Source organism: Methylicorpusculum sp. (assembly GCF_030651835.1).
Lineage (GTDB): Bacteria > Pseudomonadota > Gammaproteobacteria > Methylococcales > Methylomonadaceae > Methylicorpusculum.
Map to the genome: position 1 here is coordinate 1 of NZ_JAUSBX010000096.1, position 16,469 is coordinate 16,469.

Annotated in this window: 15 protein-coding genes; 7 read left to right on the forward strand and 8 right to left on the reverse strand. The window is 43.3% G+C overall.

Annotated elements, in window-relative coordinates:
- The first annotated feature begins 133 nt into the window (after positions 1–133).
- Positions 134–628, forward strand: a complete 495-nt coding sequence (locus Q7V32_RS13035) for a biliverdin-producing heme oxygenase (RefSeq protein ID WP_304897431.1) — start codon at positions 134–136, stop codon at positions 626–628.
- A gap of 3 nt (positions 629–631) precedes the next feature.
- The gene (locus tag Q7V32_RS13040; RefSeq protein ID WP_304897417.1) at positions 632–3,859 is read left to right on the forward strand and encodes a diguanylate cyclase; all 3,228 of its coding nucleotides are present in this window, start codon (positions 632–634) and stop codon (positions 3,857–3,859) included.
- An 848-nt stretch (positions 3,860–4,707) separates the two neighbouring features.
- Here Q7V32_RS13040 and Q7V32_RS13045 read toward each other — a convergent pair.
- Both Q7V32_RS13045 and Q7V32_RS13050 read right to left on the reverse strand, forming a co-directional pair.
- The gene (locus Q7V32_RS13045; RefSeq protein ID WP_304897418.1) at positions 4,708–4,851 is read right to left on the reverse strand and encodes a hypothetical protein; all 144 of its coding nucleotides are present in this window, start codon (positions 4,849–4,851) and stop codon (positions 4,708–4,710) included.
- A gap of 85 nt (positions 4,852–4,936) precedes the next feature.
- A complete protein-coding gene (locus Q7V32_RS13050) occupies positions 4,937–6,673 on the reverse strand; it encodes a site-specific integrase (RefSeq protein ID WP_304897419.1) in 1,737 nt (578 codons plus the stop codon).
- 501 nt (positions 6,674–7,174) lie between these two features.
- Here Q7V32_RS13050 and Q7V32_RS13055 point away from each other — a divergent pair.
- Positions 7,175–8,074, forward strand: coding sequence for a DNA-binding protein (locus tag Q7V32_RS13055; protein ID WP_304897420.1), 900 nt, complete (start codon positions 7,175–7,177; stop codon positions 8,072–8,074).
- Positions 8,075–8,169: 95 nt separating this feature from the next.
- Here Q7V32_RS13055 and Q7V32_RS13060 read toward each other — a convergent pair whose 3' ends face one another.
- Entirely contained in the window at positions 8,170–9,456 is a 1,287-nt protein-coding gene (locus Q7V32_RS13060) for a replication initiation protein (RefSeq protein WP_304897421.1), read from the reverse strand.
- A gap of 1,097 nt (positions 9,457–10,553) precedes the next feature.
- On the opposite strand from Q7V32_RS13060, the gene Q7V32_RS13065 reads away from it, so the two are divergent.
- Positions 10,554–11,720 carry an AAA family ATPase gene (locus Q7V32_RS13065; protein WP_304897422.1) on the forward strand — a complete coding sequence of 389 codons (1,167 nt, stop codon included), beginning with the start codon at positions 10,554–10,556 and terminating at the stop codon, positions 11,718–11,720.
- Positions 11,721–11,732: 12 nt separating this feature from the next.
- Entirely contained in the window at positions 11,733–12,704 is a 972-nt protein-coding gene (locus Q7V32_RS13070) for a ParB/RepB/Spo0J family partition protein (RefSeq protein ID WP_304897423.1), read from the forward strand.
- Between the two features lie 408 nt (positions 12,705–13,112).
- On the opposite strand, the gene Q7V32_RS13075 is transcribed toward Q7V32_RS13070, so the two are convergent.
- Genes Q7V32_RS13075 through Q7V32_RS13095 form a run of 5 tightly spaced genes read right to left on the reverse strand, consistent with a single transcriptional unit; the run spans position 13,113 to position 15,216 of the window.
- Positions 13,113–13,487: a topoisomerase DNA-binding C4 zinc finger domain-containing protein gene (locus Q7V32_RS13075; RefSeq protein ID WP_304897424.1), complete on the reverse strand. Its 375-nt coding sequence runs from the start codon at positions 13,485–13,487 to the stop codon at positions 13,113–13,115.
- Between the two features lie 9 nt (positions 13,488–13,496).
- On the reverse strand, positions 13,497–13,910 hold the full coding sequence (locus Q7V32_RS13080) for a nuclease-related domain-containing protein (protein WP_304897425.1): 414 nt from the start codon (positions 13,908–13,910) through the stop codon (positions 13,497–13,499).
- Entirely contained in the window at positions 13,910–14,347 is a 438-nt protein-coding gene (locus Q7V32_RS13085; protein WP_304897426.1) for a hypothetical protein, read from the reverse strand. Before Q7V32_RS13085 ends, Q7V32_RS13080 begins: the two co-directional genes overlap by 1 nt.
- Positions 14,307–14,900 carry a cold shock domain-containing protein gene (locus Q7V32_RS13090; RefSeq protein WP_304897427.1) on the reverse strand — a complete coding sequence of 198 codons (594 nt, stop codon included), beginning with the start codon at positions 14,898–14,900 and terminating at the stop codon, positions 14,307–14,309. Before Q7V32_RS13090 ends, Q7V32_RS13085 begins: the two co-directional genes overlap by 41 nt.
- Complete coding sequence (locus Q7V32_RS13095; protein ID WP_304897428.1) at positions 14,890–15,216, reverse strand: DUF6794 domain-containing protein; 327 nt, start codon at positions 15,214–15,216, stop codon at positions 14,890–14,892. The genes Q7V32_RS13090 and Q7V32_RS13095 overlap by 11 nt, the downstream gene beginning before the upstream one ends.
- Positions 15,217–15,709: 493 nt before the next feature.
- Here Q7V32_RS13095 and Q7V32_RS13100 point away from each other — a divergent pair, with 493 nt between their 5' ends.
- Positions 15,710–15,910, forward strand: coding sequence for a hypothetical protein (locus Q7V32_RS13100; protein WP_304897429.1), 201 nt, complete (start codon positions 15,710–15,712; stop codon positions 15,908–15,910).
- 160 nt (positions 15,911–16,070) lie between these two features.
- Positions 16,071–16,364 carry a hypothetical protein gene (locus Q7V32_RS13105; RefSeq protein WP_304897430.1) on the forward strand — a complete coding sequence of 98 codons (294 nt, stop codon included), beginning with the start codon at positions 16,071–16,073 and terminating at the stop codon, positions 16,362–16,364.
- Positions 16,365–16,469 lie beyond the last annotated feature (105 nt).

Sequence of the window (16,469 nt, forward strand, 5' to 3'; positions counted from 1 at the left end):
CCCTTTACCACCCAGCTTGCCTAACGCCGTTTGGATTAATCCGCCTATTAACACAAAGGGAGAAACTTGACCCATAAATACACAACAATTAGACACTAAATAAAACAACTGGGTGTCTCAATGTCATTGACACATTCCGAAGGCGTACTTTCATCTCTACAAAGCCTTGGAAGAACAGATCACGTATTATTATCTCGAAAGACAACAAAACCACGTCTTCAATTATGCTGAACGGGGCAAATTTCCCTGGCTGAGGGAGGATTTGGCTTTCTTGCATGAAATCCCCCCTCAGTTAAGCCCCGCTATGAATCTGCCAGTGATCAACACGGTTGGCCAGTTAGTGGGGGCTCTGTATGTCATAGAAGGCTCCACTTTAGGCGGCCAATTGATTTCTCGCAGTTTGAATCAGCATCTTGGCCTAACACTCAATACAGGTGCCCGTTTCTTCTACGGCTATGGCGAACAAACTGCCCTGATGTGGCAGTCTTTCATTGACTTCGCCGATTGTATTAGCGGCGATGAAACCCAATGCCAAGCCGCTGAACAATCGGCTTGGCAGACCTTTCAAGTATTCAACCAAGTTCTTGATGACTATGTTCAACAAGAACTCACCTCAGATTGGGCTTAAATCATGAGCGGCTTTACCCCACAAGAACTGGAATTAGCGTTGCGAGAATGCGCGGCGGAACCCATCCATCAAATCGGCAAGATCCAGCCACACGGCGCTTTACTGGTATTCAGCAAGGATCCTCAGCACTGTATGTTGCAGACCAGTGATAACTTGACTAATTTTTTGTGTCTGTCTGTAAGCGATGTCATGGGTCAATCCTTAGCTTCGCTATTGGGTGAACCCGCTACGCTGCAGATAGAGCAACTGATCCAAAAGTTGGGCGATAAAGATACGACTACCGGCAAGGTCAATATTAACCAAAAGCAATCAAGTCTCGATTTGCAAGCGCATTTGTATGCCTCAGAAGGACTTCTTGTTCTGGAGTTGGCGCAAGACGAAGACGCATATGCAGAACAAGATCTTGCCCAAATGCTTTTGGACATCCAGCAAACCTTGCTGGCCTCTGAAAATAGTGATGATACGTCTGGTTATCTTGATCAGATCGTCGAACTTGTTCGGGGGTTGACAGGCTACGATAGTGTTATGGCCTATCGTTTCGACTCAAACTGGGACGGTGAAGTGATCAGCCAAAGTCGTGTTGAAGACGCACCGTCTTATCTGGGGCTCCGTTTTCCAGCCAGCGACATTCCACCTCAAGCTCGACGCCTTTATACTCAAAACCTAGTTCGAATCGTGGCCGATGTTGACGCGCCCCCGATACCCATATCACCGGTGCTAAATCCTGTCAGTCAACAACCTCTTGATATGACTTATTCAGCATTACGCAGTCTTTCCCCGATACATATGCAATATCTGCGTAACATGGGGGTGCAAGCCTCTATGGTGATCTCGCTCATTCAAAATAGTCACTTGTGGGGATTGATCGCTTGTCATCATAGAACGGCAAAACCCATATCGATTGCCATGCGTGAAGCCGCCATCTTTATTAGTAGAATGGCGTCAGCGAAACTGGCATTGATTGAGTCACAGGGTCGGCTTAATCAGGTCGAACAGACGCACACTATCCTTAGTGATCTAGTTAATCACATTACATTAGACAACATTGAGGCCGTTCTGCTGCGGCTTCTGCCCAGACTACAGTCATTGCTGGATGCCGATGGGGTGATCATCGTCGCTGATGGCAGGCGCCATATACAAGGTGATGCACCAGACCCATCCGATATAGATGATTTGCTCGCTTGGTTAGATACCCAACTCCAGACTTCAGTCTTTAGCTGTGACTATCTTGAACAGCAATTTGCACCCGCCCGTGCCTATCGAGACATTGTATCCGGCTTACTGGTAACCTCGGTTTCAAGCGACATCAGCAATTGCATAATCTGGCTGCGCAAAGAAAAGCCTCAGCAGGTGCAATGGGCAGGTAGTGCCGAGAAAGGCCTGGTTCAGGATGCTGTTGGCAATTTACAGCTTACGCCGCGTAAATCCTTTGAAATATGGACAGAAACATGGCGAGGACGATCTTCAGTTTGGACTGCGAATGAAATCAGCATTGCGCAAATGCTGACACTCGCGTTGCCGAAAAGTTTGCTGCAAAAGCAACGGTTGGAGCAACAGCAAGCTTTGCGAAAATTTTCTGAGGTGACGGCAACCACCATTTGGCGGCAAATGGAAGCCATGACTGCTGCGGTGCCGGGGGTGGTTTATCAGTTTCTAGTAACCCCGTCCGACGAATGGGAATTCACCTATGTCAGCAAAGGCATTCAAGCTCTTTATGAGGTGACTGCCGAACAAGCACTTCGAGATCACAATGCGTTAACAAGCCGTATCTTTTTGGAGGATAGGGATTCTCATCGTGAATCGGTGGAACACGCGGCGTTGGCTTTAAGTGTTTGGGAACATGAATATCGAATTAGAACCCCAAGTGGTCAGGTTAAATGGGTGCATGGCCTCGCCACGCCACAGCGGCAAGCCGATGGCGGTATCTTGTGGAGTGGCCTACTGACAGATGTCAGCGAACGCAAAAAAAACGAGGCCGCCTTGCAAGAAAGCGAATTGCGCTTCCGCAGCCTTGCCAATGCCGCGCCGGTTCTGATTTGGGTAGCCGAAGCTGATAAGTCATGCAGCTGGTTCAATAGCTCATGGCTCGAATACACGGGTCGAAGTCTAGAGCAGGAATTTGGCAACGGTTGGGCAGAAGGGGTACATCCTGATGATCTCAGTCGTTGCCTTGATATCTACACATCCTATTTCGAAGCCCGGCAACCTTTCCAAATGGAATACCGGCTGCGTGGTAAGGACAACCAATTTCACTGGTTCATTGATGTCGGTAAACCGCGCATGGATGAACAAGGGCGATTCATGGGCTATATCGGCATGTTGACCGATATTAACGAGCGTAAAAAAATCGAGGAAATGATTCGCTTTCGTCAGTTCAGTCTGGATCATGCAGGAGAAGAAGTATTTTGGATTGACAAGGATGCTCATATCCTGGATGTGAATAGACTCTCCTGCTCTAAACTCGGCTATTCGGATGAAGAATTATGCAGCCTGACAGTAGCCGATGTTGATCCTTCCTTTCCTATGGACAAATGGCCGGATCACTGGCAGGAATTGAAGCAGAGCGGTAGCCTGCGTTTTCAATCTTTTCATAAAAGCCGTGACGGTAAGGTGTTTCCGGTCGAGGTGGTTGCCAACTATTTCGAGTATGACGGCGAGGAATATAACTGTGCTTTGGTGCGAGATATTTCGGATCATGTCCGGCTATTGCAGGAATTAGATCATCAAGCCAAAAGCGATTTCCTGACCGGACTGGCCAACCGGCGTTATTTTCTGGAACTGGCAGAGCAGGAACTCGCGCGTTGTCAACGTTATGGTAATTCACTATCCATACTGATGTTGGATATCGATTTCTTCAAAACCATCAATGATACGTATGGGCATAAGGCTGGAGATCAGGTGCTTCAAAAGTTGGCGAGCGTCTGCAAAGAAATTTTGCGTGAGGTTGATGTGATCGGACGGATTGGTGGAGAAGAATTTGCCATTTTCTTGCCGGAAACGCCGGGCCAACAAGCGATAGAGGTTGCTGAGCGAATTTGTCAGGCATTGGGTAGTACTAAAGTGCCGTTAGTAAATCCAATCATAGAATTGCAGTTCACTGTATCCATCGGTGTTACGACTATGATTACGGCCCAAGAAACAGTCGATAATTTATTGCAAAAAGCCGATGCCGCGTTATATCAAGCTAAAAACGCCGGACGCAATCAAGTTGTCGCGAATTGTTATCGATAAACTTTTCTGTTTTTTGTCACTGGCAGGATAATGTACATGACCCGACGTTCAGTGAGGTCATTTTCAGATTTAATGGGAGGCTGGTATTGGTCGTAATGCAAAGCTTTGCATTACGGCCATTATGTGAAGTTTCCTTTTATTAGCAGCGGCTTTGGCACAACCATGATGTAAGCTGGCTTTAAAGCCTCTACCTCGCACGCAATCTTTGCATAATTTCCATGATTTAAAACAAGCTTTCAAATACACCCAAAGGGAGCAATATCAGCGATTATTCCAGTCGATGTCATCAGACGTATCGAATTCTCACTTTTTATCGACATCATGAATAAATTCCGCGTGATTGTTTCCCTGTTGGAAGCAATATTTAAGTAGAAAAAGCTATCCGTAGTACTGAGGGTTAGTTTCTGAATGGAACTACAGAAAATCGACTCCTGCAGTTTGCAAAAATTATGACCAGCATTTTATCTAGCTGCCTTGCTCAATCCGCTATATTCCTAGCGTCAACTATGAGAAACCAAGACAATGTGCATAAAAGGAAACTTCACATAATGGCCGTTTCCAGTCCAAAGTCCAACGAATTTCGAATTTTTGAGTGTCCGCTTCCGATAAAATCACCAGCGGAATTCCCCCAAAGTCAAAGATTGCTAGGTTTTCGAATAAAAAACTCATGTTTATAACGTTGGATAGAATCAATTAAAGTGAGAAATTCTAAAAGATAAAATCACTTAATGTGAGACGACTAAAAGCCAGGTGCAATTAATGTGGGTAAAAGGGAACTTATAAAATCAAATCATCCGAGCTGAGAATGCCGGATAAGTGCAAGAAAAACCGATTATGAAATCAAGAAACTACAGGTAACCCTTGAATTGAGTTGTCCTGCCTCCCCCTACTCCGGAATTTAATGATTCGACGCCTTGCCGGACTACCTGGCGGGCAGTGACCCACCGGCCATGGCCGGTAATGCACTTATCGGCGCTTTTCAAACAGCCCATTCGGACTCCGCTGCCGCAGGTTCCGGTGCACTGCCCTACCGGTCCCCTGCTTAAAACCCGCGGCTTTATCGCTGCCAATCACCGCTTACTTGTCCGTAAACGCGGCACTCACCACCCGTTGCCGTTCTTTGACATCGGTGTCCAGGTACAACGAGGTTGTGCTGATGTTGGCATGGCCCAGTTCATCCCGGATATAAGCCAGGGGCACTTGCCGGTCATTAGCCAGGTAACTGCCATAACTGTGGCGGAGCCAGTGGGTTGAGGCTTTTTGGAGTTTGTTGGCCAGCCGCCGCTGGTTGGGATCATCGGCCGCGGTCAGGTGGTCGTACATTTGCCCAAAAAAACCGGACAGGATATGGTGGATCCCCCCGGGGGTCAGGTGCTTGCGACCGGTGCTGTCCCGCAAACTGGGAATGAGGGGGGCTTCGTGCGGGAGGAAATCAAAATGCGTGGGCAAACCGCGTCCCCTTAAATAGGCCTTCAGTTCTTCAATAAACACCTGGGGCAAGGAGGTCTTGCGTGCTTGGGTGTTCTTGCCGATCACCTTCAGGAAATAATGCTCGCCGGTTTCGTCCTCAAGACATTCGATGTCACCAAAACGGGCGGCGGCCAGTTCATGAATCCGAAGCCCGGTATGGAAGGCAAACTTCAGGACAAACAGGGTCCGCCGATTTTGGGCAAAGGCCGGCTGCCCCTCCTGGACTTGGCTTTCCGCATAGCTAAACACCCCTTGCATCTGCGCGTGAGTAAAGGAGCGGTTCTGAGTTTGCGGGGTCGTTTGCGCAAATTTGGTGGTTTGGATACTGTCGAAATTATTATGTTTCAGGTAGTTTTGTTTAACCAACCAGTCCATGCAGGAGGAAATGACGGTCTTGGCGTAACCGACACTGCGGGGCGACAGCACGGGTTGGGGCGACGGGCTGCCCTGGCTATCGACGGTTGGGCCGTTGGCTTTGGCGCGGTAATAAAAGGGCTTCCAGGTGCCCCGACTTTTGATGGGCGGCTCCAGGGCTACCCACTGGCGGTTGCTGGCATCCAAGGTCTTGAGGAAATGGACATACGCCTTACAATCCGTGGTGTTGAGGGACGACACCGCTTTGCCACGCTCCAGGACCGCCCACAACACTAAGCGTTCCAGTTCCTTTTTATAGGCACTTCTGGTTTTGGCATTGTCATCCTTAAGAGACAACCAGCAGGTGATCGCGTCCAGGTCATGGTCCGCCTCGATCCGGCAGGGTTCCGCTGCGCGGTTGCTGCCCTGTGCGCCATTGAGCGCGGCAGGGACAGACACCCGTTCCAGCGGGGCGACTTGGCCAAGCGGCACGGGCAAGAGCGCGGGCTTGCGCTTCCGATTCAGCTGGTAGCCCAGGTGCAGGGCATGGTGGTCAAAAAAACCCAGCAGCTTTTTGAGTTCCGGACCCAAGCCTTCCGGCAACTCAGAATCCCCGGCCAAGGTCCCTTCCAACCATGCAACCACGTCCGTTAGGGTCTTCATGGGTTCGGGTAAGGCCCTCAGAAGCGGGCCATCAAACCACTGATCCACGGCATCGGCCAAGGCGGGCACGGGGTCTGGTTGGCTAGTGAGGCGGTCCAAGGCGTTGAGGAACCCCCGCTGCCAGGCGTCGGTGCTGTGCCGTTCACCCAGCCACCGGCCAAGGGTTTCGGACAGGCCGTAGTACCTGGCTTTGCTAGCCAGACCCTCGCGCAAGGTCTTGACCCGCTGTTTGGCCGGCACACTGCCTTCTGGCGCCTGGTCGTCCAGTGCCTCCCACGCTAAACCATGGGCCCAACCCCGCAGCAACGTCACATCATCCAGGTTCATTGACACTCCCCTTGCCGCCCCTCATCGGGGCTATTAATTTTCGCCAATAAAAACAACCGTTTAGCCATTATATCAACCGCAATCGGGCGATCGGAGGCCAGACGGATTTATTATAACCGGAAATGTCTTCTATTTAATATAATTGCAGTTATATTTAATATAAATTCATACTAATGAATTATTTTAGTGATTTAGTGGATAATTTATTCATTATGGCCTATCTTATTCCCCGGGAAGCCCGTCATGCCTAGAAACCGCCCAAACGGCGCTTTTTGCAAGGGATTGAGTCCGGTAATTAGGTCTCATGCCGCATGCATCCCCCTGACGTTGACCCCGAGTTCAAGCGCTGGGAAAACTCGCTTTCCAGGCATTCTGACTCACCTGTGTCCTGATTAACGGGTTTGGCGACTGGGAAGCCTGTAAAATCCAGCCACGATGGCCTTGAACAAAATGAAACGATCGATTAAAAGCGGCTAAATCGCCCTCTCACCCGGTGAACCGATGAACAAAACCAGCACTTACAGCAAGGCTTATGAGGCCTGTGAAGCCTTTTTTTTGGAATCGGGCCAAGTCCCCACGATTGAAGCCATCAGACCGATGATTGGCGTCAATAGCCCTGCGATTATTTCCAGCGCCATTAAGAGTTGGAAGCAGGACTTATCGCTCAATGTCCGCAGCCAACAAGGGCTAGACCCAGGAACGCCGAAAACCTTAATGGACGCGGCCACTGAACTGTGGGCACTGGCGCTAACGGAGGCAAAAGCCAGCATCAAGGATAAGATCTCAGGGCTAGATGCTAAACAACTCGAATTGGACCAATTAACGGAAGATCTCAAGAAAGAAGCTGACCGCATTGGCCAATTAGTCAAAATCACCGAAGAAAAATGCCAGGAAGAAGCCACCTACCTGAAAAAGGAAAACGAACGCCTCAGCGCTGAAACGGCCTCGGCATTAGCCCAGTTAGAGAATTACAGAGCGACCGTCAGCGCAGTCGAAATGAAAAATGCCGTACTCAGCGAGGCAATCCGGCAAGAGAAGGAAAAATATCAGAAGCTCGATATTCAATATGAACGGGAACATGAGTGGTCGTTCAAACGGATCGAAGAAGAAAAAGAAAATCATCGCCGTGAGACGGCACAGGACATGTATCGTTTACAATCGGAAGCCACCAGGAACAAGCAGGCTGCGGAAATAGCCCAAGCAAAATTAGGTCAACTCAGCCAGCAATTGAATGAATACCGGGACAAGGTCAGCCTATTGGAAACAAACCTAGCGGAAGAAAAACTTAAATTAGCGGGATTGACCTTGGACAAGGCTAATTTACAAAGTGAAATTAATGTCCTACAAGAGCGGATCAGAAAATTGACGACTAAAGTCAAGAAAAGTACGATTCAGAAATAGCGTTATATGTGTAGAGTAATACAAAAACATCCTTAACTTATTATTTTTTCTATATTTCAACAAGTTAGAGAATTATTGGCTATTGCCAATTTTAATCAATCTAACTCATCATTCATCTTTAAAAGTTTAATGATCTGATCATAGCCCTCTCCTTTTCGACCTTGCTCAACTTGAGCTGTCAAAAATATATAAAAATGACTATTTATTCTTTCGCTGCTCCACCCTTCCTGATCAAAAATCTTCTTAACAGGTCCTCTTAAACCATTTTTTTCAAATTCATTTTTTAGTGTCATTTGGAGGTTTCTATCCAGTGCCTCGAATATGGAAATAACCCTGTTCATTGCTTCTTCTCCGGCTTTCTTCTTTAGTACGATTACATTTGATTCCATTTCTTTTTTCTTTGCTTTCTCCTCAATGATATTTATCAATAATTGTGGATGCTTTGGAGCGTAGTCTTTTGTTATTGCGCTCGTCGCATAAGCCCCCAGATTAAATTGACTTTCTTTATTATTTTTTATCGCTTTTCTATATTGTTGTTCGGTATATTCCAGGTTACGAGAAATACGGTCGTCATCATATTTTTCAGCCATTAACCTGGCTACATTTGCTGTTATGCCAAAGACATCAACCATTTTTATGTATAAGTCGTCATTGGATGCAAATAAGGAAGGCTCTGCATAGTCTTGTTTAGTCACAACAAACACTAGCTCGCTAACTCTTCTTCCCTCTTTTACCTCTTTATATAACTTGACATGTAACAGCGATTTTTCATTAATTTCGTTTAAAGCTACCGATATGACTCGACGTTTAAAGTCTTTATATGTTTGATGATTATCCTTACCACACATTAACATTCTGCATTCGTCCAGCGTTACAGAGAAATAAGACTCTAACTGATCTTCTAAACTTCCAATACATATTTCCCATAGTGCTTGTGAATACTTGGAGCAAAATCTTTCTTGAGTCGTGATATCTAAGAAAACAAAAGACTTTGGGTCTTGAACCCATTTAACAATATTTGGAGGAAAAGAAAAGTTCCATGTTTTTTTGGTGGTATTAATTTCCGCTGGAGCCAGCATGGTCCCTACCCCATTCAAATGATCTTTATCATTATTAAGAATATTATATTCAATAACTGTTGCAGCCAATTTTTTATAATTAATTCTTGCGCTTGTAATGTCCTTATCTGTTTTATTTAAAAGCGCAATCACATCACTTTCGGACACTTGATGTTCAATATCTTTACCAAAACGATCCTTAACTAAAAATAATAAGATATTAAATATTTTCCTCGATGCCAAAGGTAACGAATTCTCACAGTTAATTATTGCTTTATGTTTTTTTACAATTACATTTATTTCTTCATTTTTTAGGCTTGTCATAAAAAAACTCAATTTTTTCCATCATAAAGATTAAACAAGAGACTTTAGAGTGTGGTTGTTTAGTCGGTCAAGATCATTAACACAGATGAGCAAACGGTATTTGCAACAATAAGATTTATTTCTGTATTCCGTCTATTTAGGCACATTTCTTCTAAATCGCCGGATTTCTAACAACAAAGCTTGGCGTATTAAACCCATAAATTCAACAACCGGCAAATTATCAGAATCTAGCCACCTATCTCGTTGATCCATCCACTTTTGCAGTACAAGCCGGATATTTGGCCACCTTTGTTAAATACATATTTTATTTAATTATATCAATAACTTAACAGTTTACCCTTTTTAATTCCATATTCGGATATCTGCCCACTGTTCGCGGATATTTATCCACCTTTGCATAACAAGGTCGCATATTTGGCCACCTATGTTAACAACATGGTTTTATTGTCTTATATATATCAATAACTTATTAGATTTTTTTTCTATATATTTATCTTCCGGAAATCTAGCCACCGTTCGCGGATATTTATCCACCTTTGCAGCACAAGGTCGCATATTTAGCCACCTTTTATTACAACAATAGATTTATTTAATGATACATATCAATGCATTACGATTCTTTTAAATATTAAGTTATCAAGCGGAAATTTATCCACCTTTGCCGGCTATTTAGCCACCTTTGCAGCACAAGGTCGCATATTTAGCCACCTATTAAACAATTCATTAGATAATTTATCTATAAATATCAATGCCTTGATTGTGTTCAGCAAACCCGGAAATATAGCCACCTTTGCCGGTAATTTAGCCACCTTTAACAATGATATCCGCAAAAATAGCCACCTTTTGCAGTAAGTCTGTAATTTATTTAATTTACATATCAATAACTTAAACCGCTTATAGCTGATTCTGTGAATAGGCGGATATTTCGCCACCTTTAAAATAATTCTTCTTATTTTTCATTTACTTAAGAAAATGTAAGTAATTATATATATATTTGTTTTATCTTTTTAAAGAAATATATAAATAATAGACAAAATATACTTGACTTGATAATATCAGTCAATAATATTTAAAAATGAACAAGTGAGGTTATGACGATGGGGACAGGATTAGACAAAATCAATAAATTACTGGAACATACAGAGCGTCTTCGCCGTTCTTTTCGCAATTTCAATTTCTCTCCTGATAATGTTAAACGAGATGAACGTAGATATTCTCTTAAAGAAGCACAAGAACTCGTTGGTCGATCGTATCAAGCGATAAGAGATGCAGAAAATGATGGTCGCTTGTGCCCACCGGAAATTGGTGCTAATGGTCGAAGAGTAGGCTTTACCTTAAGTCAAATTAATAAAATGAGAGATATTTTTGGTACCCGCCTTCATCGGGGTAAAAATGATGATCCCGTTATTTTAGCCATTCAAAACTTTAAAGGAGGCGTTTCCAAATCAACTGTGGCTTGTCATCTTGCTGAATATCTTGCAAAACAAGGCTATAGCGTATTACTCATTGATTGTGACTCTCAGGCAAGTTCAACAACAACCTTTGGCTATATTCCTGATGATGATATTGATGAAAATGAAACATTATTACCATTTTTTAGGGAAGAAGCTGAAACATTAGCCCCCTATATCCGTAAAACCTATTGGGATTCACTTGATATCATTCCATCAAATTTGATGCTTTATCAGGCAGAATATGAATTAGCAAGCAACGCCTCTGCCGGCTCTTTTACGCTACTTAAAGAGGGAATTGAAACTATTCAAGATAACTATGATGTAATCATAATGGATCCAGCACCCGCGCTAGGGATGATTTCTTTAAATGTCATTTATGCTGCTAATGCATTAATAATTCCAATGCCTCCTGCTATGTATGACTTTTCATCAACAATTTCTTTTCTAACAATGCTTAAGAGTTCAATGGAATCCTTAGAATTACATTTGGGGCCTATTGAATACAAATTTGTAAAAATATTAATCAGTCGATACGATGAAAGCAAGAGCGCACAACAAGCATTGGTTGATTTAGCAAATGATCAATTTGAAGGATCTGTTCTAGCCGCAAAGCTTAGAGACTCTGCTGAAATCGCAAGTGCCGGAAATAGACAAAGAACCGTTTATGAATTAAATGGCCCAATAACATCACCTAAAGTTCATAACAGATGTTTAACTATTCTTGATTCTGTGAATAAAGAAGTTGAATTATTAATAAGACGAAGTTGGGCCAGTCATTCAAAATCACTTAGAGATGCTGGATTAGATTAAAGGCGATTAGTCATGAGTAAAAATAAATCTTATTTTGATAGCTTAAAGCAAAATATAGAAGATGATAAAAAAGTTCAAAAAGAAAAGGATTTAGAGAATGCCCCTATTAAGCAAAATAAATTTGAGCAAGGACTTAATTTAACAAGAGAAATCATGTCAGGCAGTAAAATTAAAACTCCCAGACTTCTTGTTGAGCCTAGTCAATGTAAAATTTGGCACCAACATAATCGTTCTTATGATTTACTGAATGAAACGCGATGCAAAGATTTAATTAATCAATTCAAAGAAACAGGTAAACAAGAGTTTCCTGGAATTGTCAGATTAATTGAAGGAGGAGGGGACATAAAGTATGAAATTATCTGTGGAGCAAGACGTTTCTGGACCAGTCAATACTTAGGATGGAAATATTTTGTTGAAATTCGTGATTTATCGGACGAAGAAGCATTTCGTTTATCTGATATTGAAAACAGGGCACGCGAAGATATTTCTGATTATGAAAGAGCCCTTGATTACAAAAATGCCCTCGGCCATTATTATCAGAATCAGATTCAAATGGCGAGTCGGCTTGAAGTCTCACCTAGTTGGTTATCAAGGTATTTGGATATAGCCGATTTACCTGAAGAAATAATAAAGGCTTACAAGGACATTACTGAAATTAAAGTAATGCATGCAAGAAAGCTGAAACCTTTTTTAACAAGTGGATCTGAAAAACTCAATAAAGAAAACATTCTCAAAAAAGCAATTGAACTTCAAGGATCGGGATATGAAGGATCAAAAGTCATTGCTGAATTATTGTCAGTAGTCAAAGTTAAGGTAAAGAGGAACAGATCAAAAACTATTCATACATCAACAAATGGATTGGTAAAAATACAAATTCAAAAGCGTAAGGATAAAAAAATTGAGCTTTTAATCGATAAGGATGACAAATGTAAAAAGGAGGATATTATTGAAATGATTGGTACATTGTTAGAAGAGTATATTTAATGAAAAAGGTTTCTATCTTAAAAATTGGCGATTGCCAATAATATCGTAACATGTTGAAATAAAAGAAGAATAAAATAATAAGAAGAGATTTATACATCGTTTAAATGCAATTTTTATCTTATCTCTGACAACCTAAGACTTTTATCTTATAAAAGTATGAAGAGAGAACGATTCTAGTCTTTTGTAACTGTTCAGCGGCACTGATCTGATAGGCGGTTTCTTTTGACGTCTTGAAAGTAGAGTTGGCTTTCTAAAAACTGGGGGCTTTGGATAAAAAATTTTGTTTCTAGTACGAGATAATCATCTGCTTATAGTAGTGGGTTTACGTTGTTTCCCTTGGTTATCCGCGATCGCGGAAAAAAAGGGGAAAATGGCTTTACAGCCAAAATATTACCAAACCCCTTTTTTTTATAATTTTTGACTAAACATTTTACAACGCGGGAAACCGGAACATCCCCAGAACTGCTTACCCTGATTTGGCCCTCTTCGGGCCGTTTTCAACATCATCGGTTTGCCGCATTTAGGGCATGAATTAACATCAGCCGGACGCTGTTTTTCTTCGACGATCGTTGTAACATGCCTTACATGCTCCCGGTGCGTTTTGATCGATGGCTTTAATCGACCGGACTCAATCTTGGCGCAAATTGCCAGTATTTCACTATCACTTAGGATCGGTTGTATTTTGCATTTGATAAACCGGATATAACCACTGGCGTTAACCACGTTGTCAGGCATCGGCGTTTTGAATGTACTGTCTCCAACAAAGACAACCAGAGAAAACATTTTTTCTGGTTAAATCTCCAGCGCCGATTGCAGCGTCTGGGTATGTTTGTAATTTTGATGCAGAGGGTTCTGGAATAGGTTGGTATGCCGGTAAATCTTTTGGGTCCAGTTTTTTTGTTGGAGGCTGCCGAAAATCCAGCCTTTCATGTTCTTGGTTTCGATGACGAACAAGCCATATCGGGAAACTATCACATGATCGATCTGAGTGGTTCCGTCTTCGGTTGGGAGGGTGACGTTCTTGAACAGCCGGTAGACATTTTTATCAAGAAAATATTTAGCTGCCAAATTGACTATAAACTCGCCTAATACGCCTTTCATAAATGGCGATTTCAGAAAAGCAAGAATAAGAAATACCGGAATAAGCCACCAATAGGTGCTTAGTATCGATCCCAAAGCGTGTGTCATAATTTTGGTTGTATCCATCAGTGCGTCGGGATTGGACGTTCGTTAAGCACAACTTTTTTACCATCAGCGCCAATGCGCACCTGTTCTTGGCGGCCATTACGGCAACGCATGTAAGTGTTGTTCAGGACGCCACCGGCTTTGGCAATACATTCTTCTTTGCTTCCGGGGTCGATCGTAATCCATTGCGGTTGTTGCTTCGCCATGCTGTTGCCGATTTCTTCGCCAACTCCTGAGCCGAAATTGCCAATAAGACTGCCAAACTCTTTCAACAAGGATCCCTCGGCATGCGCAATCGATGATGCCGAAAGTAATACATAAGCTATAAAAATATTCTGGATCTTTCTCTTCATAATGCCTGCCGGGTTGATAGCTTTTAATAGTTCAATAAACCGTTGGTCCACTGCCTGTGTTTGATCAAAACTGACTTTCGCAAGGGATGCCGTCATCATCGCCATCTATTTTGGTACCCGAACAATTACGCAGGTAGAAAACGGCTTCTTCATAAGAAGTCATTTGTGAGCAATGCACCTTGCCTTGGCATTGGAACTGTGGCTCGATTTTTCTGGTTGGTTGGTATTCAACTGAGAGAATATCGGTAGATAGGGTGATATCTTTGCGTTTCGAAAACGCTTTATAACCGACGGCAACGAGCACAATGACAATAATAATAGGGAATGGGTTAAAGCGCTTTTGCGGTTTACTAAAGTTCGCTGGCGATCTGTATGGTTTTAACCTGGCCGGTGAAGGCTTGGACCGTTTGCGCTCTTCAAATGCGGCCAAGGTTAGAGATTGACTGACGCCTTCTATTTTGGCATTGACCGCGCGGCTTTTACCGCTATTGTCAAAGCCAAGCTGATAATGAATGACATCGCCAATAATAGGCTTCCGGCTCATGCCCTTTAATGCCGAAATGTGGATGAAAATATCCTGTTCGCCATTGTCCTGTTTTATAAAGCCATAACCCTTGTCATCAAGCCAGCGGACCAGCGTCCCTTTGTTAATCATCATCCTGCAATCTTCTCCATAACTCGCCAATAATGACTTCAGAAGCATCATCCGGATGAACAGAACAGTATAAAGCTCCAGGATGTAGAGTCTGGTTACAGGAATCAAGCAGTTTGCTTACATCGTCATGCAGTCCGAAAGCATTCCGGATCGCTATGCGTATGGTAAAGTGTAATTCGAACAAATTTTCCGCTGGCATGACCGCAATCGCCGATTTCTCCTCACCGTTCAATAATTCCATGAGCCGATCGACGGCTTCCGCAACTGTTTCTGGATACCTGGAATTGTCCTGCAAAAATGTTGACCAGTTTTTAGACATTTTAACTTGATGCCAGTAAGGAAGGGGGCTTGTGAACAACTGTGACAAATTAAAGACAGGGTTATCCACAGGTTTTGTGGATAACCGTATCGTTGATGATAATTTATCGTCCAGTCATACGATCGAAAACAGCGTTAGTAACGACTTGCATTTTAGATTTACCCATAAGCAATTCCTATTTTGTTTCCACAAAATTGAGTGTAGTTGAAACATTTAACTGTTGCTTTTGGGGTTTGAAAATATTTGATGTCAGTTGCATTTTTATACAAAAACGACTGGTTTCGTACATGGCTAACCAAAAGTAGGTTATAGGGTTTGTAAGCCTGAACCCTAGAAAATTTTGTCACACTGAACTATCCAGCCGCGCGATCGCTCCAGGTGTTCTGACATCCGAATGTCGAGTTGGAAAAGGTGACCGTCCGGTATGAAACATCGACAGCCGATCTTAAATCCGCTAAGGCTGAACTGATAGCCGCGAACAAGATAGCTTCCGATGCCTCAAAGTGATTCTGTCGCGTCAATTATCCCAGCGCGTATCGCCGTCATAGGTACTGCTGAATTTCAGCAACTGGAATTGACGGCTGAAGAAATCAGAATCTATCTGACGGTGACCGATCGACTTAATTGGCCTGCATCAAGGCAACATCACGTTCCGGATTTTGCATCTTTTGGGGTCGACGAAGAAGAGTTGTGATTACTTTATATGACGACAAATTGATCGTCACAACCCCTTTTTTTAGTTATTTCCTTTTTTATTTGAATCGCACCACAAAAGCGCATCACTTTGTACGTTAATATTCTATACTTGTTTAATTCCTTTTTCTCGTTCACCGCCCCATCAAAAAGGGTAAACTATGGAAAAATTATCTCACACAAACAGCATGATATGGTTTTATATCATGCTGTTGTTTCCCTTACTTTCCAACGCCTATGAGCACGATGAAATCCAGGAACACATCAAACCAGGCACAATCATCTTCATCGGGGAGACACACCAACATGTTGAATCGGTATTGCTGATCAAGCGACTGATCGAAGCGTCTGTCAATGAAGGCCAATGTCCGATACTTGCGCTCGAAATTGACGACAGGCAGCAGGGGGCCATCGACAAGGTAAGGGATACCGCAGGCATAAAAATCCCGTCATAATGGTGATTTTGCGAAATACCTCAGGCCGACAAAGATGAAAGAAGCCATTGCCCCGTCCGTCATGTTTACAGAAGAGCTTTCGGAATTGATTACCCGCTTGGTAAA